The organism is Brevibacillus sp. SAFN-007a, from assembly GCF_051967035.1.
In the GTDB taxonomy this organism is placed as follows: domain Bacteria; phylum Bacillota; class Bacilli; order Brevibacillales; family Brevibacillaceae; genus Brevibacillus.
In genome coordinates this window covers 17,041-36,329 of sequence record NZ_JBQCKK010000017.1, presented here as the reverse complement: position 1 = coordinate 36,329, position 19,289 = coordinate 17,041, and the positions used below count along the sequence as shown (strand labels likewise).

Here is a 19,289-nt window from a genome sequence, read left to right as displayed (position 1 = left end):
ATTCCGTTCTCGATTAGACCAATACGCCAGTCTGTACTCCCAGCAACTGGGCAATCGCCGGCGGGTACAGTTCCGGCGTGCCGTACAGGCGCCAGAGGCCGTCCTCGCCTTTGCCGATCAGACCGGAGATGATCCAGTCAGGTTTCAGCACGTCTTTTCCATCTGCCGCTACGGACAGCGTGATTTTCTCTCCGTCTGGGCGCTTGGCTACCAAACCGTCCGCGTCAACGGACAGTACGACCAGCGCTTCTTCTGCGACATCCTTCGGTACAGTCGCATGGCCGTACAGGTTCTGGTTCGCTTCTTTTTCCAGCAGACCGCGCAGGCGATAAGCTTCCGGCAAGCTTTCCTTCAACTCGGCAACCAAAGCCTGCATGCTCGCATAAAGGGTTGTCACCCCTTGCTTGTCCAGCCACTTGAAGAAGGCCGCCATGACCGACAACAGATTCGCCGCCAGCGTTTTCGTCACGGCATCTGCGCGTGTATAAATATCATGCACGAGGAAGTACGCCAGGTCTTCCTTGCGCAGCTGTTCCCACGTAAAACCGGGACCGAACGCGCCTCTGACAAAAGAGCGGAAGTTGTTCATGACCTCATCGTACTTTTTGACTGTTGCTTCCGACTTGCCCTCCGTCATCTCCTGAACGAAGCGATTGATGTCTGCAAGCCTGTCCGGATGCACGGTATACACGCTCTCCGGCAAGCCTTCGATCAGGGGACGGGTGAGCAGGTTGTTCACATGCAGGCTGTCGTTTGCAAGCGACAGGCGCGGACGAAGCATATCCATGCGGATGTAGCGCGCAAGGCCCTGGCCTGCTTTGTGGTCTTGCTCCAGCTGTTCCAGCACGCTCTCCAGCTTGGCGTGCAGCTCCTTGCTGTCTGTGGCCGCAACCAGAACAGGGGCCAGCTCTTCCAGCGCTTCATGTGGCGTCACCAGCCACTTTTCCGCAAAATACGTCTGCACGGCCCACTGCAAAACCTTTGGTGGCAGAGTAGGCTGGCTGGTGATAAACAAGGTGCCTTTCGACAGCTTCGAGCCGGTCGAAGTCAGGACGCGAATCTCTTCCTCCTGCTCGCAGGCAAGCAGCAAGAGCAGCTGCGCGACTTCCTCCAGGTCCGGTGCGTACCCTTCCAGATACAGCTTATCTTCCTCAAGCAGCACCTCTGCCCGCACTTCATACAGTTCCAGCAGTGCATCCTTCAAAGCCGGGAACAAGTGCTCTTCCTTGCGTGTCGCATACACCCACATTTCTTTGGTGTCGTCAGACTTTTTCAGTTCGAAGGCGGGGTTTGCCTCAATCGCTTTGAGCAGCTGCTCGCGATTGGGCACCGGATACGTGCGACGGAGCAAGGAACTCGCCCCTGCTTGCTCCTTGTCCGTTTCGCCAAATTGGACGATAAAACGGTACAGCGCGGTTGTGTACACGCGTTTGCCCGTGTCGGCTGCCGCTTCCCCGACTTCCGGATGCTCCTTCAGCCATTCCAGCAAGCCGTCCTTGACGTGCGGCTGCAAAATGATGCTGCCGGAAAACAGCATGTTGCGCAGCCCCAGGTTCAAGAGACGCCCGACAATGATTTGGCCCGGCATAACGCTCACGTTGTTGGACCGCAGGACGTAATACTGCTCCCGCGTGATCGGCTGTTGAACGGTCATGACATCCCGATCAACCTCCATGATTTCGTACACATTCAGATGCAGTTCAGCAAAAGCCCGGCGAAGATCAGGCTCCATCCGCCGCCCGTGCTGCTTGATGTAGTTCTCAAGCAGTGTGCTTCCGCCTGTTCTCACATCCAGGACACACCAGTTGAAGAAATGCGCGGCCCACTCCGGACGGGTGACCTCTTGTTCGCTCAAGCCGACCTCTGCCGCAAATCGACTGCGCACTTCCTGAATCGTCTCGCTGGTCACATGGCCTCCCACGAAATGATTCAGACGCTCCACCCAGCCTGCATATTCTTTTTGCAACTTTTGTTCGTGACGGCTGCGCAGCTCGGTAATCGGAGTGACTACCCCGCAGCACTTCTTGTATTTTTTTCCGCTCCCGCAAGGGCACAGTTCGTTTCTTCCTACTGACATAGAGGGTTTGGATCTCCTTTCCATCCCACGCGGCATGCGCGGGGAATCCTGCACAATCCCCCTATTCTACCGCATTATCCATCATGTGTTCAAGTTTCTCGTTTTGGTTCATGAGCGATTCCCACATCGCTGTTGCCTTCCCACTGGCTGATAAACAACTCCAGACGGTTCATCAACCGGACGATGCGCTGCTTCTCGCTCATGCATGCAGAAATAGCAGAGAGCTGGTTGGCGGCAAAAAGCTCCACCACTTCCTGCTCCATGTCTTGAAGGCGAATCCGATAACTCGCGATCACGTCGCGCAGCAAATCAAATCGCTGTTCCAACCGGATCGTTGCCTCAAGTTTACTCATTGTTGCTCACTGGTCGCCAGTACTTGTTGGATGCCAAGTACGATCTGCTCATGCTTATGTTTCTCTTTCATCAGCACTTCTATAGCTTGCATGTTGCTTTGTTGGAAATGGGCAACAACCTCCTGGGCCATCTCCTGGTTGCGGCCTTCCAGAAGGCTGACCGCCTGTTGCAGCAATTGTTGTACTTCCTCCAGCACTCGCGTGTTCGTAGCGTTTGTCATCGTCGTTTCCTCCTCGGTAAAAATTGGTGCATGCTGCTCGATTGCCTGGTGCAAAGGATTCATCGATGCGGGGGCAACTTCTTCTGTTTCCCTCTCGATCATGGCTATCGATTCAGAAGAGGCGGCCGCTGCTATTTCTTCCACAGCCAGTTCCTCCTCCGTCACATCACTGCGCACAATGATATACAGCGTATCTCCCTCAATCCGGAAACGGTCATCCAGCATGGGCAAAAAAGCAGCATCTGCCGCGATTCCCACTTCTTGCTCCAAAAAATGGACAAGCGAGCGGGCAGCTACCTGCGTGATGCCATTGTCCCGGCAAAAATCGTACACCTGGTCATTCGCCTGGGTCCACTCCGCCAGAAACCATCTGTCGTCGCCCTGATACTGCACAAAGCGAGGGTCGCGTTCCAATTGCAACATGCGAAGGATCTGGTTCCAGCCAAACTGCGTCTGACGGCGCAGCTCTGCGACGATCTGTTCCAGCTTTTTCGGTGCTTGCGTGTCACGCAAAAAGCGATACGCCAAATCGTACACCTGGTGAGGCTGGTAGGTGATCTCGACGATCGCCTCGGAGCTGGCAATCCGCACGGGCGACCGCTCCATCTTCAACACGTTATCAAGTAGTGTCTCACTATCCAGATCCACGAAAGCAGTCAGCTCATTCGCTTCCATTCGGGAGCAAATCTCCGTACGTGGGAGGGAGCGCTCGCCGGACCGGAATACCTTTTTGACAATACTTGGTAGGGTATAGGTTGGCCGTTTCATGCACTTTCTCCTTCTCGTGATCGGCATTTTTGCCAAGTCAAATGGGAATCATGAAGGTATTCTACAAAAAGAAAAAAAATCCTACCAGCCGCGAAGTGTTTGTCTATTTTGAAAAGAAAGCCCCAAAAGCCAACTGCGTGATTCGCGCAGTTGGCTTTCCTGTCCGCAGCTACCTTAATAGCCCCGCCAGACTTTTCGGCGGAGTGCCCCGGCGTACGCCCACTCTTCGTCCTCGTTCATGTCGGCAAGCGTCTGTCCCAGCGCATTCATTTTGCTGTCAATCTGGTCGAGGTAATGGAACAGGACCGCAGTCGGCGTCTTGCCCGATACGGCGCTGCCCCAGCCGTTTTCCACTTCCCCGTGGTGGCTCAGGATGCAATGCTTGAGATGAAGCACTTCGGCATCCCCCAGCGGAATGTCGAGCTTGCGGCATATGCCGCTCACGATCTCGACCCCCATGACGAGGTGACCGATCAGTTGGCCTGGCGTGGTGTAATCCGGCGCAATCGGGTCAGACAGCTCGTACAGCTTTCCGATATCGTGCAGGATGCAGGTGGCGAACAACACGTCCCTGTCGACCTGCGGATAGAGCGGAAGCAAGCTCTGGGCTGCTGTCAGCAACGAGACGATATGTTCCAAAAGTCCGTGGTAGTAGTTATGGTGCATCCTTACTCCTGCCGGGTAATGCCTGAGCCGATCCCGGATCTCCTCCGTGGAAAGCGCCTCCCGGATGATTGCCTGGAGCGTGCTGCTCCTCAGGCTGTCCACCGTCGCTTCCAGCTTCGCCCACAGCTCGTCCACCGGAACAGGCGAAACGGGGATGAGCGACTCCATCATGACTTCGTCCGATGCCGCCGCCGGCCGGATGCGCTGAATCACCAGTTGCTTTTTTCCCCGGTACAACTGGACAGTAGCATCAATTTTTACGACCGATTTGACCGCGATCCACTCTTTCATTTCCGGGCTGACGTCCCACAGCTTCGCCATGATCGTCCCGGAGCGATCTCCCAACTCCAGATTCAAATACTCGCTTTGGTTGCTTGCGACCCCGGCTTCCTTGCTCTTCACCAGGCAAAAGGCGATCACTCGCTCTCCCTCTTGATAATCAAGCAAATATTTTGTCATCTGTGTCCCATCCTGTTATTTTTTTCGGAACAAAGTATCTTCTAGCTTTTTCACGATTTTTTTGCCGACGAGATCATCCGCCGACTTCACGACCCTGGTAATGACGCCGAGCAAGTCCTCTTTGCCGTTCCAATGCTCGCGAACGATGTTTTCGTCCACATCCACCAGTATCCGCCGCAGGGCGTACACAGCCAGAACGACATCGTCCAAAAGACCAAAGCCGCCTACGAGCGCTTCCGGAATAAAGTCGATCGGCGTCAGGAAGTACGCGACCGCGACCCCGGCAATTGCCTTCGACTGAACGCCTACCCGCTTGTCGAGGAGCAGGCGGGCAAGCAGCACGAACAGGTCGGGCGCGAGCAAAATATAGGTGGCGACTGTGTCGTTTCCGCCTTTTTCCTTGATAAATGCTTCGATTTTGGCACGCAGTTTATCGTAAAAGCGCTGATGGGCCTCCGGCAATTCAAGCGGAACGAGCTGCTCCGGCTGACGCACAGCCGGAAGCTGGTTTTCCTGCCGATTTTCTTCGTTCATGGCAATCCCCTCCGTTTTTGTTTTTTCAAACCGACCTGGTGGCGATAATACGACCAGGCCGCAATGACTGCAAACACCGCGATAAAGAAGATCGCCAGGTTGCGCCCGATGAGATTGAACAGTTCGTCCCAGCGCTCACCCAGTTGCCAGCCCAAGGTGACAAACAGCAGGCTCCAAAACAGTCCGCCCGCATAGGTGTACAAGAGAAACGTCGGAAAAGGAAGCCTTGTAATTCCGGCAAAGTAAGCCGTAAACTGACGCACGCCAGGAATGAAGTAGCCGAGCGGCAGCGCCCATTTTCCTACGCGATTGAACCATTCTTCCGTTTTTTTATAGACGGTGTAGCCCATTCCGAGCCGCCTTCCGTACCGCTCCAGAAAAGGAAAGCCCAGTGTCCGGCCGATCCAGTAAGCCGTTGTCATCGCCGTTACGGAGCCCAGGAAGCAGACGAGAAAAGTAGGCCAGTAGGCGAGTTGTCCGGTCGAGACCAAAAACCCGGAAAAAACCAGCAGCGTTTCTTCGGGCAAAGGCATCCCCAAAATCCCCAGAAAAAACAAGCCAAACAGAGCTCCATAACCGTATTGCGCAATATATTCGCTAAAAGTACCCATAACCTCTGTCATGTCGTCCACCACTTTTCTTGCTGGTCTGCCCTCTCCATTATGCCAAAAGATACGGGCATGTACAAATGATCCGCTTCGTCGGCGCGAAAGCGGAGAAAGCTATGAATTCGGGAAAAACGGGACATACTCTTTTTGACCCAACCAATCTGACCCAGCCATGACCACTGGATAAATGAGGGAATGCGGATGTGGACAAACCTGTTTCGAAAGCTGAAGTTGGAATATTACAAGCTGCTCCGCATGAAGGGTGCCCCCGCTTTTGTCGCCCGCGGTTTTTCGGTAGGGATTTTTGTGGAGTTCATCACCCTCCCCACCTTTGGCCTGGCCTTTTTGCTGCTTTTTCCGTTGGTCAAACTGTTCCGCGCCAGCTTGCCTGCCGCCTTGATCGCTTTTTTCCTCGGTAAGCTCGTCCTGCCGATTTTCATGGTCATCAACTACAATATTGGGTACGCTTTGGTCGGGAAACCGTTACAGCATCCGGCCGTCCAACATCAGGAAGCCTGGCAAGAATGGCTCGTCTGGGTGCAGAAAAAGGGGCTGGCTTACTTTACGGGCAGCGCAATCATGGGCCTGTTCGTCGCTGCCGCCAGCTACTTTTTGGTGTACGCCGCCTTGCAGTTATACCGCAGGAAAAAAGCGCGGCGTACGCTGCCGCAAAGCCGCACGTCTCCCTGACGGTCACGGCGCTTTGGACAAATAAAAAAGGCCGGAACCGACAACTCCTTGTCAGTCCGGTCCTTTTCCTGTGCATCCGCTTAGGCGAAGTAGCCTTTTTCCCGCAGTTGCTCCAGGATTTCCGCAACCGTATACCCTTTTGTCAAGAGATCCATTGTCACTTCCACTTGTTCTGGGGACAGGCCGTTCGCTCCGAGGCTTTCCTTTATCAACACGTCGTTGGGACGGCGGAAATACGTTTGCAACGTACGTTTCACGCGGCCTTCCAGACTTGTTCGCAGCATCAATTCAGTCGTCGACATCTGTTCCACCTCTTTCCTCGAAAGATTTATGCGTAACTTCTATTATCGTACAAAACCGCCCAATAATCAACCTGTCGCAGAAGTCGCTTCCTTCCCCTATCGGCACCGGATCATGCTCACGTTTTCTTGCCTATATCCGTGGAGCGGCAAGCGGGTCAACGGCTGGTCGTTTTGTCCCGTTAAATCCCCGGCATCAGCGTGCGCTTGTGCTCGGAGATGCGGTGCAGGTAGTCGATGCGTTCTTTTGCTTCCGGTCTGGTCTCGCCTGTAATCAGCAGACGGTCGAGGTCTTCGTACGTAAAGCCCATTTCCTCTTCATCCGTCTGGCCTTCCCACAGATCGGCAGAAGGCGCTTTGCCAATAATCGACTCCGGCACGCCCAACTCGGCCGCGAGGATGCGGATTTCGTGCTTCGTCAGGCTGGCCACCGGGTTGAAGTCGGCCAGGCCGTCTCCACCTTTTGTCATATAGCCGACGTGAATTTCGCTGCGGTTGCACGTATCCGCGACCAGATAGCCTTTTTGGTTGGCAATTGCGTACAGCACCGTCATACGCAGACGCGCCTTCGTATTTCCTTTTGTCTTGTCGCCAAGCGCAAGCACGCCTTCGATGGCAGGCACGAGCGCATCGTAGGCCGGACCTACATCGACCGTGTGCAGGGTAAGCCCGATCGCTTCCGCCAAGCGCTGCGAGTCTTCGGCATGCACGCTTTGGGAGTACGCGGGCATCCACACGCCAATCACGCGTTCGCGGCCCAGAGCGCGTACGCACAGAGCAGCCGTCACAGCGCTGTCGATACCGCCGGAAATGCCCACAACCACACCGCCAAGTCCGTTCCCGTCGATTTGCTCGCGAATAAACGCAATCCGTTTCTCGATATCGTCTTTTACATGCATCTGGTAGTTGGCCAGATGCTCCTGAAACTTGTCCACGCTACCTACCCCCAGGTTGTTTCGTTCTTCCTCATCCTACCATGCGGTTTTGCCTGTGGCAATTCGCCCTAAACAGGTCTACACTATATACTGTATGGAGCATGTGAACTAACGCGAGGACAAGGAGAGAGTCGATGATTATCCTCAAGACACCGGAAGAAATCGAACTGATGCACGCCGCAGGCAAAATTTTGGCCGCCTGCCATCGCGAAATCGCGTCGATGATCCGTCCCGGGATCACAACCTGGGAAATTGATCAATTCGTAGAAGAATTTTTGGCCAGTCATGGCGCCACCCCTGAGCAAAAAGGCTTTCACGGCTATCCATATGCCACCTGCGCGTCGGTCAACGACGTGATCTGCCACGGCTTCCCGAAAAAGGAGCCGCTGCGCGACGGAGATATCGTCACCATTGACATGGTCGTGCGCAAAAACGGCTGGCTGGCCGATTCCGCCTGGTCGTACGCGGTGGGCACCATCTCCCCGGAGGCGAAAAGACTGCTTGAGGTCACGGAAAAATCGCTGTACCTGGGCATTGAACAGGCTGTGGTCGGCAATCGGATCGGGGACATTTCCCACGCCATCCAAACCTACGCCCAAGCGCAGGGCTACTCGGTTGTCCGCGACTTCACGGGGCACGGGATCGGGCAGGAAATGCACGAGGAGCCGTTCGTTCCGCACTTCGGTCCCCCGGGCAGAGGTCAGCGCCTCAAGGAAGGCATGGTCATCACCATCGAGCCGATGCTCAATGTCGGCACCTACCATGCGACGATCGACGAGGACGGGTGGACGGCGAGAACGCGCGACGGCAAGCTGTCGGCCCAGTACGAGCATACGATTGCGATTACAGCCGACGGGCCGGTGATTTTGACCCAGCAGTAGACGCCTGCAAACATGGGCGACTGCGCAGCTTGATTTGCGCTTGAAAGGGGCTGTCTCAACAGTCGAATTTTCGACTTCGAGACAGCCCCTTTTGTATTTGAGAAACGTTGCTATATCCATGATGAAAGCAATCCATGATGAAAGCAGCCAGCCTTCATCGAACGATGCCGAGCAAGACTGCCCGTTTTCCAGACAATCCGAGCGTGTAAAAGGAAAATCTCCGCAGGGGTGCCTTTACTCGTTATTTTCATTAGCCATCGCATTGAAAATGATTAAATACTCATTATTGTCTAATTTTACTACTTGGGCTACCTCCACCTCTGCGTATCGTACTAATGTTACCATCAAACTCTTCCGCAAAAGAATATGCGCTTATTTTTTCTACCTTCATCAGCAACGGTCCAAATTACCTGTTGCTGTTATCTTACAACCCAGTAAAAGTACAGGTTACCAGAAGTATCCCAATCGTCTACTTCATTTGGCTCTGCTCTGCCAGTATGACCATCAATTGTGGTCTCAAAATCATGACCAATTTTGTGTCCTGTAGCTTTCTGACTAATAGTGTACTGCATTGAGGCAACCCAAACATCAGAATCGGATAGAACATCATCAAAGTATTCATTATCCTCTACACTAAACTTGTGCCAGTCACCACTAAGAGATCCTCTTGAATCAAAAATTTCTATGTCTCCGTCTGTGTACCAGGAATTACTTGCTCCGGGTGGCCACGAAAGATCTAAATCTACACTTCCAGAGAAACTTGAATCATCAGGAAGCCAGCCCTTCGTTATAATTTCGCTTGTTTTATCCGCATCAAGTCTTTGAATCAATTCATCTGAATGAAACTGTTCGAACTCGTTTAGCGGCTGATCAGCGCGGAAGTAAACATAGCTTTTTGTATCAGGATTACCAGGGGTATCATCTTTATAAACTTCCCAAACATGATACGATTTTGCTAGTCTCTGCTGGGTAGAATTTATATCCACAAAGTGATTAATCTCAGTTTCCCAAGTATAGATATTACTGAATGAATCCGGCAAAGTAACATCAATACCTGCAGCGGATGCAATATTTGGGCTAAAGAAACTGAATTTCGATTTTTTAGATTTAGTGCCCTTGGTAATTTTTATATCATATCTTTTGGTAATGTCCTCAAGGTCTTTCAATTCGTACTCTTGATTTCTTCTATTGATAGAGATCACCGAGGACAATTTCACTTGATTATCCTCAAATTTGTACCCAAACATATCCAGAGAGTACGAAGAGTTCTTGTTATATTCAGGAGCGATATCTAATTCACTCTCAAAAGTACTATTGATTTCTTCTGCATCAAGCTTTTCCCCAAATACATAAAAAGGCTTTTTACTCTTTTTTGCTTGCTTGTATAATTTCTTAACTTTTGATTTTTTCATATTTTTCTCTGATACCCAAAGTGCATCGATATCGTCAGGAATTACTTCGATGTCTTGATCTAATAGTGTTAGAGATTCCTCTTCGCTACTAATGCCGCTTTTTTTAAGCTTATTTACAGCTCGGTCAACAGATTTTCCAACTGCGCTTTCATCTTCACTTCCAATTACTCCAATCTTAAAAGATCCTTTTTTAATTTTTGATGTAGTTATTTCTTCCTTTGCTTCGACACCAAAGTTCCCAACTGCTAACGTCAACAACAGGACTGTAGATACCGTTATTTTCCAAACCTTGCTCCGTCTCATAACCAGTTTACTCCCCCTTTTTTAATGGTTTTAGAATCAAATATAAATGACTGGATAATTTTCTTATTTGTTCCTTATTTAAACATACATTACACGGTACTTATCCAATATACGTCAATTTATGTTAGTGAGTCCTCCAACTAAAGAATTGAGTTTTTCACTAGCGTTGCATTAATGGACTTGAAATACACATAATATTCAGTGTTTTTTCATTGGGTATGGAGGGCACAAAAAAACCCTTTACAATGGAATGGTCAAGTAGTTTCTGTCCAAATCCACTGAAAGGATCCCACCATGGACAAAAATACCTTACTTTCGTCATTTGGTAAATTGCTTCTATTGACCAAGACAAGTATGTCAAAAAGCTGACGACCTCAGCCTTTCTCCTGTTGTTTCTGCATGCTCAACTTCAGCAGCGAGAAGGATTACGAGCGATTGCAAATGACGCTTTAGGAAGGAAATTTCAGCTTCATTCCAACCTGTTGCAGCGTGTTTTCATGGACTTGGTTCAACGGATCCGACTATGCTCTCTTCGCCCAGCTATGGAACGTGATTTTCACACCGTAGATGCGACCACGATCCCTTGTGCTTCCATACGTACCAATGGGCGACCTTTCGTGAGACAAAGGCACGAGTAAAACTTCACTTTCGGGTAGCGTTTGCTTCTCCGGAAGACTTCTATTCGGAAACGGTACAACGGACGCCAGCACGTGCTCATGACCAGACTCAACTCGATATACTCGTAGACAATCCGGGTACGACGTATGTGTTCGATCGGGGATTTGTGCGCCAAGTTTGACGTGCTCTGCAAACGCCGGATCTTCTTGGTTACGCGTGTAAAGAAGAAGGCAGCAATCCGGTATCTGTTTGATCGTCCCGTTTCCGAAGGGAGTTCCATTAAAAGGGATTGTTATGTATTCAGCCCCGTCAAAGACAATCGTCAGTCTGCCGATTTTCTCTTTGCGAACTCGCTACAGTGGATGGCACACCACTTGTTGAAGATGGCAAACAGCCGTTTAGACGATTTTCTCATGACCAATGGATGGAAAAAGAAGCTGAGGAAAAACATGCGACTTTTCCTGGATTTCTGCTTCCATTAACGATATACGGGACGCAAAGTGCCGCCACAGCCGATTGAAACATTGACAGCCCCCTTCCCTCTTCGTAAGATGCAAGTACGTTTGTTACCGGTCAGTAACAACATTCCCCTCAGAGGAGGCATCTTTTCATGGCAAAAGCTTTGCGCGACATCCCGCTATCCGTGCTGGATCTCGCTCCCATCGTAGAAGGCAGTACGGCTGCCCAGTCGTTTCAAAATAGCCTGGACCTGGCGCAAAAGGTAGAAAAGTGGGGATTTCACCGCTACTGGCTCGCCGAACACCACGCCATGCCCAGTGTCGCCAGCTCGGCGACCGCCGTGCTGATCGGCCACATCGCCGGGGGCACGTCGACCATGCGCGTCGGCTCCGGCGGGATCATGCTGCCCAATCACGCCCCGCTGGTGATTGCCGAACAGTTCGGCACCCTGGAATCGCTCTATCCGGGACGAATTGACCTCGGATTGGGACGGGCTCCCGGCGCGGACCAGCGCACGGCCCGGGCACTGCGGCGCGACCTGCGGATTGGCGGAGACGATTTTCCCGAACTGCTGGAAGAACTGCGCGAGTATTTGCGTCCGCGCACCAGCGACAATGCCGGCGCGCTGCGGGCGATTCCCGGCGAAGGCTTGAACATCCCGATCTGGCTGCTTGGCTCCAGCGATTTTTCGGCGCGTCTCGCGGGGCTGCTCGGACTGCCGTTCGCGTTTGCCGGCCATTTTTCGCCGAACTACACCTTGCCTGCGCTGCAAACCTACCGCCACTGCTTCCGTCCGTCCGACGTACTGTCCGAGCCGTATGCCATGGTGGGCGTCAACGTCATGGCAGCAGATACAGATGAGCTTGCCGAGCGGCTGGCCACCTCGCACTACCAGGCGTTCCTCCACCTCATCCGCGGCGATCTGAAACCGATCCAGCCGCCAGTAGACAATATGGATGAACTGTGGAGCGAGTTCGAAAAAATGTCCGTGCTCGCCCAGCTTCGCTCCTCCATCATCGGCAATCCGGACACGGTAAAGCAGAAGTTGCAGGAGCTGCTTGCGGCTACCCAGGCGGATGAATTGATGATTACGACGCAAATGTACCGTCATGAAGATCGCGTGCGCTCCTTCGAGATCGTCGCGGACGTGTGGAAATCGTAGCATGGGGCCTGATTCGCCGATGACCTCCACGAAACGAGTCCGGGTCCCGCGTGAAAAAGCGCTGGAAATGATTTTGCAGGCGGCCGATGAGCTTTTTTACCAGGAAGGCATCCACGCCGTCAGTATCGACGCGATCGTGGAGCGCGCCGGCATGAACAAGATGAGCGTCTACCGCCAGTTTGCTTCGAAAACCGACCTGATCCTCGCCTACATGCAAAAAAAGCAGGCGGCTTTCTGGCAAGAGTGGGACGAAAGCATGGCGAAGCATCCGGATCGGCCGCGGGAGCAGCTCGTCCAGTTTTTTGCCGATCTGGCTGCCCGCGCGTCCTCCGCAGCGTGTCGCGGCTGCTGCTTTCTCAACGTTGCGGTAGAATTTCCCGATCCCGCCCATCCTGTTCGCGAGCTGGTCTGTGCGCATCAAAAACGGATTTTTGTCGCCTTTTTGGAGCGCGCTGTCGCCTTGGGCGCAGCCAATCCGCGCGAGCTCGCCTACACGCTGCTCTTGCTGATGGAGGGAACGTATGCGGATAGCCAGACGTATGGAACCGACAGCGAGGCGATCCAACTGCTCCCCGGGATCGTCGAAAAGCTGATCGCTGTCCATTCGCCAAACTGAAACCAAACGGAAAAAAGTGGCCCTCTGCCTTTTGCGCAGTCGCCACTTTTTGCGGTTTTTTCGGACCGTTTGTCTTTGTCAGCGATCGGTTATCGCTGGCCGCTGGTTGCGTACTTTTCTTTGTTCGTCATCGCTTCCAAAGCCTGAACATCTTTCTCAAGCTCCTGGATGTCTTCTTCAATCAGCTTTTTCAGGTGCTGCTTTTCCCGCAGCATTTTGCGGGTTTGCTCCAGACGCTGATTTAAATCGAACACGCCGAGATACACTGCTTCTCCCTCCCTATGTACATTCTCCCACCTTACATGTTATGCCGAAAAACGCAGAAGTTGCCGATTTCGTACAGCTGATTTTTCGTGAGCGTGCCTGGAAACCAATTGCTGTGCTTGCCATGAAAAAAGGCCCCCGCCTGCCGCAGGAAGCCTCTTCTCTTTTGGTTACAAGCCTTTGTATTTTCCCAGTTCTTCACGCAAACGACGAACTTCCTGCACCAGCGCCCGCTTTTCCAGGCGTTCGATTTCGGAATCGAGGTCGTTCATCCGCGCTCGTCCCGCCATGGGCGCATCGTACAGGTCGAACCCGTCAGCCGCGTAAGTCCATTGCGGCTCTTTTGGCATAATCATCGCCAAAAGAATATAGAGCAAGATCGGGATTCCCGTGCAAACCGTCAAAATGACGACTCCCACACGCACGAGCGTCGAGTCCACACGCAAAAATTGAGCAATCCCTCCACAGACCCCAAACAACCGTTTATCTTGCGAAGAGCGATACAGACGTCTTTCCATTGTACCCATCCTTCCTCTCTCTAGCGAACGCTTGCCTGATAGGTATAAGGATATACGAGAGCGCCCAGCGGCAAAATGGCCCGCAGAGGGATTTGTCCTCCGTCCCTGGACGGATATGCGCTTCGCCCGTATGAAATCGGGCCGGAAAAGTCACGCTACATACGAGGTGATCGACCATGCCGTTCATGCTGCTCCTGTTTCTGGTCCTGTTCACAAGCGGATGCACCTCCGCTGGCTGGCAGGATCGCTCCTACATCCAAAGCGATCGCGAGCTGTACTACCAGCAAAACGTGATCCATCCGCTGGGGCAAGAGCCGAACGCCACCCCGTACGGCACGCCGGCCAATGCCGGAACTGCCTCGGACTACAACCGCTGGATCAGGCCGGACGCCATCTCCCGCTATCCCGGCCTGAACTAGCGGACACGCGAAAAACCGTTCCAGCGCACAGCGGGAACGGTTCTTTGCTTTCGGTTGACACTTTCTGTTGACGCCTGGCGCTATTTGGACCCGGCAGACGGATCGTAGACGGGACGCGGACGGTCAAACAAATCGCCCAGTGTCGCGTACGTATGCCCCGCCAGCCTGCTCACGGGCGCAAAGGCATGCGGGTCAATCCTGCCCGCGTGATACAGCTCATCGGCGACATGCACATGCACGACCTCGCCGATGATGAGATCGGAAGTAATAGGGGTACCCAGCTCCACCATCTGATGCAGCCTGCATTCAAAATGAATGCGCGACGCGAGAAGCCGCGGAACCCGGACCGCCGCAGAGGGCGCGACCTCCAGTCCGAGCGCGTCTACCTCGCTTACTTCCGGCGGGTAGTCGGCCGACGTCTGGTTGACCGCATCGACATTGTGGATGTCCACCATATTGACGACGAACTCGCCTGTCTGCAAAATGTTTCGCGCCGTATCTTTCCTGACGCTGCCCGGCTTGCGCATAACGGCGACAGAGACCATCATCGGCTCGATGCTTGCAACGTTGAAATAGCTGAAGGGAGCGGCATTGACGACTCCCTTGTCATCGTGCGAGGTTACCCAGGCAATCGGCCGCGGCACGATGCAGCCGATCAACAGCTTGTATTTGTCCTGACGCTCCAGTTCGCGAATTGCGATTTCCATTCCGATCCCGCCTTTTTACGTCGTTCACTCGGACGGCAGCCAGCTCGACATGTACGCTTCGTCCTCCACCGCCAACGCCTCTTTGGTGACGAAAAGCGGCCGGAACGTATCGAGCATCACCGCCAGTTCCTTCGTTTCTTTTTTGCCGATGCTGGCCTCCACCTTGCCAGGGTGCGGCCCGTGGGGAATTCCCATCGGGTGCAGGGTAATCGAGCCTTCGTAGACGCCTTTTCGGCTCATGAAGTTGCCGTCGACGTAGTATAACACCTCGTCGCTCTCGACATTACTGTGGTAGTACGGCGCAGGGATCGCCTGCGGATGGTAGTCGTACAGACGCGGGACGAACGAGCAGATGACGAAGTTTTGTCCGGCAAACGTCTGGTGGACCGGCGGCGGCTGATGAATCCGGCCCGTTATCGGCTCGAAATCGTGGATGCTCAGCGCATACGGATACAGGTAGCCGTCCCAGCCCACGACATCAAACGGGTGGAAGTCGAAAAAGTAGCTGTAGACGACCGACTGCCGCTTGACGCGCACTTCGAAGCTGCCGCTCTCCACATGCGTCTCCAGCTTTTCCGGCACGCGTATATCCCGTTCGCAAAACGGCGAATGTTCCAACAATTGACCGTGCTCGTTGCGATAGCGCTTCGGAGCGACGATTTCGTTTTGCGACTCGATCACCAAAAAGCGACTCTGCACCGCGGGCACGATCCGGTACGTCGTTCCGATCGGGATGACCAGGTAATCGCCAGGTCTGTAGACAATCGTGCCGAAAATCGTCTGCAGCTCGCCCTCGCCCTCGTGGACAAACACGACCTCGTCCCCGTCCGCATTGCGGTAAAAATAGTCCATCGGCTCCGTTGGCGAGCAGACGCCCATGACCACGTCGCTGTTCCCGAGCAAATAACGGCGGCCAAAAATCGGATCGCCCCCCGGCGGCAGATCAAACGTCTTGAAGTGCTGATGCTTCAACTCCGCCTGCTCGACGAATTCCAGGCGCACGTCCGCGTATTTGCGCGTCTCGCGCACCTGTGTCGGCGGGTTGTGGTGATAGAGGATCGACTGAATCCCGGAAAAGCCTTTCGTACCCATGACCTGCTCGCGGTACAGCTCTCCATTCGGCTTGTAAAACGTCGTGTGTCGCTTTTGCGGCACCTCTCCCATGCGGTGGTAAAAAGCCATTCTGCTTCCCCCTTTTTTCGGCGTGATTTATTCGCTGATCGTATTGACGAGCACACCGAGGCGTTCGACTTCCAGCTCGACTACATCTCCCGGCGCAAGCCAGCCGTGCTTTTCCGGCCCCAGTTCCAAAATGCAGCCGGTGCCGACCGTGCCCGAGCCGATGACGTCCCCCGGATACAGCATGCAGTCCTGCGAGGCGCGCGCGATCATTTCCGCAAACGTATAGTGGATATCGCGCAAATTGCCGCGGGAATACTCGACGCCGTTTACCCGCGCCACCATCGCGAGATCGTAGCGGTCGCCTTGTTCCCCTGCTATACGTACATCCTCCAGCTCGTCTGGCGTCACCAGCCACGGCCCCATCGAGGTGGCAAAGTCCTTGCCTTTGGCTGGCCCCAGCCCGACCTTGACCTCTTCGCGCTGAATATCGCGCGCGCTCCAGTCGTTTAAAATCGAGTAGCCCGCAATATGCTCGTGCGCCCGCTCCACAGGGATGTCCGTTCCCGCCTTGCCGATGACGCAAGCCACTTCCAACTCGTAGTCCAGCCACCGGGTCGTCTTCGGCCGCCGAATGCTCGCCTCTGGCCCGCTAAAGGCCGCCGCATTGGAAAAATAAAAGACGGGAAACTCGTACCATTCGGGAATCATCTCCAGCCCGCGACGCGCCCGCGCTGTCTTCACATGCGCCTCGAAGGCGTAAAAATCGCGAAAGCTGGCAGGACGCGGCAGCGGCGATCCAAGGCGCACCTCCTGCAACGCCACGTCTGCTTCCAAAGCAGGTGCGCTTTCGGAAATCGACGCCAGCCGCTCCCTCCACACGTCCCACTGCTCCAGCAGCTCCTGCACCGTACACGGCGCGCCTGGCAGAGCCTGCGCGATGTCCCTGACTGTTTCGCCCAGCACGAGCCCTGCCCGCCAGGCCGCTTGCTCGCTTGACCGATAGGAGACGACTTTCATGCGCTCCCCTCCTTTTCTTTGGACACAAAAAACCCAGCTCACCCCCGTAAGCCATTTTCGGCGCATGACAAACAAGAGGGGTCCCCCCGTCTCTTGTCACATGGACCGAAACATGCGCCAGGCGCAAGCTGGGTCTGTCTGCTACCGAAAAAAATCTTGCGGGATTTTTCCCCGCAGACAACCAGCTGTCTGTTTACAGCGTATTTCCTGTTTCTTCTATCATAGCGAAAACACTTTCCGCTTTCCAGAGGAAATTGCCGAATTTTTCGGCTACATCCCTTCCTTGTCGTTTGCAGGCAGCGCGGGAAAAAACGTATGCAACAACGCCTGCATGTCGTCTGGCAGCGGCTCTGCAAACGCCATCGTCTCCTTGCTGCGCGGGTGGACAAAAGACAGCCGCGCCGCGTGCAGCGCCTGCCTGCCGATATGCTCCCGACCGCCTGCGTACAAGTCGTCGCCTGCCAGCGAATGTCCGATGCTCTGCATGTGCACCCGAATCTGATGGGTGCGCCCCGTCGAAAGCTTCAGCTCCAGGAACGTCATGCCCTCGCCGCGGGCCAGCACGCGATAGTGCGTGACGGCCGCTTGTCCATCCGGCCGAATCTGCCGCGTGATAAACGAGTTTTCCGCCAGCCCGATCGGCGCATCAATCGTCCCTTCCTCCGATGCGACGATCCCCTCGGCAATCGCCTGGTAATAGCGGTGCAGCGTTCCCTCCTGCTGCATGCGGCTGAACTGCTCGTGCGCCCACTGGTTTTTCGCGACAATCATCAAGCCGGACGTATCCTTGTCCAGGCGGTTGACGGCGCGAAATCTTCTCGCTTCGCCGCGCTTTTTCCAGTAGGCGATCACGCCGTTGGCAAGCGTGCCGCCCGGATGGTTGCCCGTCGGATGCACGACCAGACCAGCCGGCTTTGCGATCACCATCAAATCCTCGTCCTCGTAGCGAATGCCAAGCGGCATTTCCTCGGGAGCTACCGTCTCTTCCTCTTCTATGTCCAGCATGACAGCCAGTTCATCCCCGGCTTGCAGCCGTTCGTTCACGTACACGAGCGTGCCGTTGCGCGTAATCGTTCCTTTGAATTTGGCCCGGATCAGCAAGCGGCGCGACACACCGTAGCGCTTTTGCAGCACTTCCCGTACCGTCTGGCCCGCATCTGCCTCGTCTGCCGTAAACCGTATCAATTCTTCCTGCATGTTGTCTCTCCCTTTGGGTCTTCCCTGCTATTCCTGCTGTCCAGTATAACAAAAAGACCCGCCGCACGGACAACTCCCTTCTGTCGTGCTGCTACAGTGGACGGCTTTGCCCGTTCTTTCGGACCTCAATCTCCCGCGTCTCCCTGGCTCCACCGGCCGCGCACGGCGAACAAATACCAGCCTGGCTGCTCAGGTGCCTTCCACTGCAGAATGGAGCAGGCCCGCGACATGGCGGCCAAATATCCGTCGAGCTGCTCGGCGGGATTGTGCACGGCGTCGCCATGGCATACTTCCAGCCGCAGCCGCTGCCATTTCCAGACACAGGAAACAGGTTGAACCTCGGACATGGCAAAAACCCCCTGCTCGTCTCATAGGAAAGAACAGGGGGTTTCGTTACGCGAGCTTATGACGCGAAACTTACTTCGCAGCTTTCGCAGCAGCGATCGCAGCTTCGTAGTTTGGATGCTCGCCAGCAGCAGGCACGTATTCTGCATAGACAACCTTGTCGTTTGCATCGATGACGAATACAGCGCGGGACAAGAGACGGAACTCCTTGATCGCGACGCCGTACGCAGTACCGAAGGACAGGTCTTTGTGGTCGGATACGGTTTTCACTTTGTCGATGCCGGCAGCACCGCACCAGCGGTTTTGCGCGAATGGCAGGTCAACGGATACAGTCAGCACGGTTACGCCTTCCAGACCGGCAGCCTCTTCGTTGAAGCGGCGAGTTTGCGCGTCGCAAACACCCGTGTCGATGGACGGGATGACAGAGATGATGCGGACGGTTCCTTTGAAATCGTCCAGTGTGACAGGAGACAGGTCGCCGCCTACTACGGTGAAGTTAGGAGCTGTATCGCCCACTTTGATTTCCGGACCGAGCAGGGTTACAGGACCCCCTTTGAAAACAAATGCGCCTTTGCGTTCAACAGCAGTTGTCATGATTTCTTCCTCCTCACCAATTGTTTTATATGTACCTTATTTATC

The 19,289-nt window shown here is 54.2% G+C and carries 23 protein-coding genes; 6 read left to right on the top strand and 17 right to left on the bottom strand.

The window, feature by feature from the left end; all coding sequences use genetic code 11:
- Window positions 1-13: 13 nt before the first annotated feature.
- From ACTHO6_RS16595 to ACTHO6_RS16570, 6 genes are all read right to left on the bottom strand, one after another.
- Window positions 14-2,077, bottom strand: a complete 2,064-nt coding sequence (locus ACTHO6_RS16595) for a YecA family protein (protein ID WP_440242872.1) — start codon at window positions 2,075-2,077, stop codon at window positions 14-16.
- A gap of 89 nt (window positions 2,078-2,166) precedes the next feature.
- Window positions 2,167-2,430: a hypothetical protein gene (locus ACTHO6_RS16590; protein ID WP_440242871.1), complete on the bottom strand. Its 264-nt coding sequence runs from the start codon at window positions 2,428-2,430 to the stop codon at window positions 2,167-2,169.
- Window positions 2,427-3,419, bottom strand: a complete 993-nt coding sequence (locus tag ACTHO6_RS16585; RefSeq protein WP_440242870.1) for a hypothetical protein — start codon at window positions 3,417-3,419, stop codon at window positions 2,427-2,429. The genes ACTHO6_RS16590 and ACTHO6_RS16585 overlap by 4 nt, the downstream gene beginning before the upstream one ends.
- A gap of 174 nt (window positions 3,420-3,593) precedes the next feature.
- Entirely contained in the window at window positions 3,594-4,544 is a 951-nt protein-coding gene (locus ACTHO6_RS16580) for a 3'-5' exoribonuclease YhaM family protein (RefSeq protein ID WP_440242869.1), read from the bottom strand.
- 15 nt (window positions 4,545-4,559) lie between these two features.
- Window positions 4,560-5,078, bottom strand: coding sequence for a YkvA family protein (locus ACTHO6_RS16575; RefSeq protein WP_440242868.1), 519 nt, complete (start codon window positions 5,076-5,078; stop codon window positions 4,560-4,562).
- Window positions 5,075-5,701 (bottom strand): DedA family protein, encoded by a 627-nt coding sequence (locus tag ACTHO6_RS16570; protein ID WP_440242867.1) that lies wholly within the window; start codon window positions 5,699-5,701, stop codon window positions 5,075-5,077. The genes ACTHO6_RS16575 and ACTHO6_RS16570 overlap by 4 nt, the downstream gene beginning before the upstream one ends.
- A gap of 186 nt (window positions 5,702-5,887) precedes the next feature.
- On the opposite strand from ACTHO6_RS16570, the gene ACTHO6_RS16565 reads away from it, so the two are divergent.
- Window positions 5,888-6,376 (top strand): DUF2062 domain-containing protein, encoded by a 489-nt coding sequence (locus ACTHO6_RS16565; protein ID WP_440242866.1) that lies wholly within the window; start codon window positions 5,888-5,890, stop codon window positions 6,374-6,376.
- Window positions 6,377-6,456: 80 nt separating this feature from the next.
- Here ACTHO6_RS16565 and ACTHO6_RS16560 read toward each other — a convergent pair whose 3' ends face one another.
- Together ACTHO6_RS16560 and nadE are read right to left on the bottom strand one after the other, a co-directional pair.
- Window positions 6,457-6,678, bottom strand: coding sequence for a hypothetical protein (locus tag ACTHO6_RS16560; protein ID WP_440242865.1), 222 nt, complete (start codon window positions 6,676-6,678; stop codon window positions 6,457-6,459).
- A gap of 179 nt (window positions 6,679-6,857) precedes the next feature.
- A complete protein-coding gene (gene nadE / locus ACTHO6_RS16555; RefSeq protein ID WP_440242864.1) occupies window positions 6,858-7,610 on the bottom strand; it encodes an NAD(+) synthase in 753 nt (250 codons plus the stop codon).
- Between the two features lie 134 nt (window positions 7,611-7,744).
- Here nadE and map point away from each other — a divergent pair, with 134 nt between their 5' ends.
- The gene (map, locus tag ACTHO6_RS16550) at window positions 7,745-8,491 is read left to right on the top strand and encodes a type I methionyl aminopeptidase (protein ID WP_440242863.1); all 747 of its coding nucleotides are present in this window, start codon (window positions 7,745-7,747) and stop codon (window positions 8,489-8,491) included.
- A gap of 419 nt (window positions 8,492-8,910) precedes the next feature.
- Here the strand turns inward: map and ACTHO6_RS16545 are convergent, their stop codons facing one another.
- A complete protein-coding gene (locus tag ACTHO6_RS16545) occupies window positions 8,911-10,206 on the bottom strand; it encodes a hypothetical protein (protein WP_440242862.1) in 1,296 nt (431 codons plus the stop codon).
- Window positions 10,207-10,535: 329 nt separating this feature from the next.
- On the opposite strand from ACTHO6_RS16545, the gene ACTHO6_RS16540 reads away from it, so the two are divergent.
- From ACTHO6_RS16540 to ACTHO6_RS16530, 3 genes are all read left to right on the top strand, one after another.
- Window positions 10,536-10,844, top strand: coding sequence for a DUF4372 domain-containing protein (locus tag ACTHO6_RS16540; RefSeq protein WP_440242916.1), 309 nt, complete (start codon window positions 10,536-10,538; stop codon window positions 10,842-10,844).
- A gap of 590 nt (window positions 10,845-11,434) precedes the next feature.
- A complete protein-coding gene (locus tag ACTHO6_RS16535) occupies window positions 11,435-12,445 on the top strand; it encodes an LLM class flavin-dependent oxidoreductase (protein WP_440242861.1) in 1,011 nt (336 codons plus the stop codon).
- 1 nt (window position 12,446) lies between these two features.
- Window positions 12,447-13,061, top strand: coding sequence for a TetR/AcrR family transcriptional regulator (locus tag ACTHO6_RS16530; protein ID WP_440242860.1), 615 nt, complete (start codon window positions 12,447-12,449; stop codon window positions 13,059-13,061).
- 89 nt (window positions 13,062-13,150) lie between these two features.
- On the opposite strand, the gene ACTHO6_RS16525 is transcribed toward ACTHO6_RS16530, so the two are convergent.
- A complete protein-coding gene (locus ACTHO6_RS16525) occupies window positions 13,151-13,327 on the bottom strand; it encodes a hypothetical protein (protein ID WP_440242859.1) in 177 nt (58 codons plus the stop codon).
- A gap of 168 nt (window positions 13,328-13,495) precedes the next feature.
- Window positions 13,496-13,843: a PspC domain-containing protein gene (locus ACTHO6_RS16520; protein WP_440242858.1), complete on the bottom strand. Its 348-nt coding sequence runs from the start codon at window positions 13,841-13,843 to the stop codon at window positions 13,496-13,498.
- A 176-nt stretch (window positions 13,844-14,019) separates the two neighbouring features.
- Here ACTHO6_RS16520 and ACTHO6_RS16515 point away from each other — a divergent pair, with 176 nt between their 5' ends.
- Window positions 14,020-14,262, top strand: coding sequence for a hypothetical protein (locus tag ACTHO6_RS16515; RefSeq protein WP_440242857.1), 243 nt, complete (start codon window positions 14,020-14,022; stop codon window positions 14,260-14,262).
- A gap of 80 nt (window positions 14,263-14,342) precedes the next feature.
- On the opposite strand, the gene ACTHO6_RS16510 is transcribed toward ACTHO6_RS16515, so the two are convergent.
- The 6 genes from ACTHO6_RS16510 to tpx form a co-directional block, all read right to left on the bottom strand.
- Complete coding sequence (locus ACTHO6_RS16510; RefSeq protein ID WP_440242856.1) at window positions 14,343-14,969, bottom strand: flavin reductase family protein; 627 nt, start codon at window positions 14,967-14,969, stop codon at window positions 14,343-14,345.
- 24 nt (window positions 14,970-14,993) lie between these two features.
- Window positions 14,994-16,151 (bottom strand): homogentisate 1,2-dioxygenase, encoded by a 1,158-nt coding sequence (locus ACTHO6_RS16505; RefSeq protein ID WP_440242855.1) that lies wholly within the window; start codon window positions 16,149-16,151, stop codon window positions 14,994-14,996.
- A 27-nt stretch (window positions 16,152-16,178) separates the two neighbouring features.
- A complete protein-coding gene (locus ACTHO6_RS16500; protein WP_440242854.1) occupies window positions 16,179-17,108 on the bottom strand; it encodes a fumarylacetoacetate hydrolase family protein in 930 nt (309 codons plus the stop codon).
- Between the two features lie 270 nt (window positions 17,109-17,378).
- Window positions 17,379-18,305: an RluA family pseudouridine synthase gene (locus tag ACTHO6_RS16495; protein WP_440242853.1), complete on the bottom strand. Its 927-nt coding sequence runs from the start codon at window positions 18,303-18,305 to the stop codon at window positions 17,379-17,381.
- Between the two features lie 125 nt (window positions 18,306-18,430).
- Window positions 18,431-18,652, bottom strand: a complete 222-nt coding sequence (locus tag ACTHO6_RS16490; protein WP_440242852.1) for a hypothetical protein — start codon at window positions 18,650-18,652, stop codon at window positions 18,431-18,433.
- Window positions 18,653-18,722: 70 nt separating this feature from the next.
- Window positions 18,723-19,244 (bottom strand): thiol peroxidase, encoded by a 522-nt coding sequence (gene tpx / locus ACTHO6_RS16485; protein ID WP_440242851.1) that lies wholly within the window; start codon window positions 19,242-19,244, stop codon window positions 18,723-18,725.
- Window positions 19,245-19,289: the final 45 nt, after the last annotated feature.

Coding starts and splice junctions, on each gene's coding strand:
- ACTHO6_RS16595 (WP_440242872.1), bottom strand. CDS start 2,077: ATGTCAGTAGGAAGAAACGAACTGTGCCCTTGCGGGAGCGGAAAAAAA.
- ACTHO6_RS16530 (WP_440242860.1), top strand. CDS start 12,447: ATGGGGCCTGATTCGCCGATGACCTCCACGAAACGAGTCCGGGTCCCG.
- ACTHO6_RS16580 (WP_440242869.1), bottom strand. CDS start 4,544: ATGACAAAATATTTGCTTGATTATCAAGAGGGAGAGCGAGTGATCGCC.
- ACTHO6_RS16490 (WP_440242852.1), bottom strand. CDS start 18,652: ATGTCCGAGGTTCAACCTGTTTCCTGTGTCTGGAAATGGCAGCGGCTG.
- ACTHO6_RS16510 (WP_440242856.1), bottom strand. CDS start 14,969: ATGGAAATCGCAATTCGCGAACTGGAGCGTCAGGACAAATACAAGCTG.
- ACTHO6_RS16560 (WP_440242865.1), bottom strand. CDS start 6,678: ATGTCGACGACTGAATTGATGCTGCGAACAAGTCTGGAAGGCCGCGTG.
- ACTHO6_RS16535 (WP_440242861.1), top strand. CDS start 11,435: ATGGCAAAAGCTTTGCGCGACATCCCGCTATCCGTGCTGGATCTCGCT.
- ACTHO6_RS16545 (WP_440242862.1), bottom strand. CDS start 10,206: ATGAGACGGAGCAAGGTTTGGAAAATAACGGTATCTACAGTCCTGTTG.
- ACTHO6_RS16520 (WP_440242858.1), bottom strand. CDS start 13,843: ATGGAAAGACGTCTGTATCGCTCTTCGCAAGATAAACGGTTGTTTGGG.
- ACTHO6_RS16590 (WP_440242871.1), bottom strand. CDS start 2,430: ATGAGTAAACTTGAGGCAACGATCCGGTTGGAACAGCGATTTGATTTG.
- map (WP_440242863.1), top strand. CDS start 7,745: ATGATTATCCTCAAGACACCGGAAGAAATCGAACTGATGCACGCCGCA.
- ACTHO6_RS16565 (WP_440242866.1), top strand. CDS start 5,888: ATGTGGACAAACCTGTTTCGAAAGCTGAAGTTGGAATATTACAAGCTG.
- ACTHO6_RS16500 (WP_440242854.1), bottom strand. CDS start 17,108: ATGAAAGTCGTCTCCTATCGGTCAAGCGAGCAAGCGGCCTGGCGGGCA.
- ACTHO6_RS16570 (WP_440242867.1), bottom strand. CDS start 5,701: ATGACAGAGGTTATGGGTACTTTTAGCGAATATATTGCGCAATACGGT.
- ACTHO6_RS16495 (WP_440242853.1), bottom strand. CDS start 18,305: ATGCAGGAAGAATTGATACGGTTTACGGCAGACGAGGCAGATGCGGGC.
- ACTHO6_RS16505 (WP_440242855.1), bottom strand. CDS start 16,151: ATGGCTTTTTACCACCGCATGGGAGAGGTGCCGCAAAAGCGACACACG.
- tpx (WP_440242851.1), bottom strand. CDS start 19,244: ATGACAACTGCTGTTGAACGCAAAGGCGCATTTGTTTTCAAAGGGGGT.
- ACTHO6_RS16575 (WP_440242868.1), bottom strand. CDS start 5,078: ATGAACGAAGAAAATCGGCAGGAAAACCAGCTTCCGGCTGTGCGTCAG.
- ACTHO6_RS16585 (WP_440242870.1), bottom strand. CDS start 3,419: ATGAAACGGCCAACCTATACCCTACCAAGTATTGTCAAAAAGGTATTC.
- ACTHO6_RS16515 (WP_440242857.1), top strand. CDS start 14,020: ATGCCGTTCATGCTGCTCCTGTTTCTGGTCCTGTTCACAAGCGGATGC.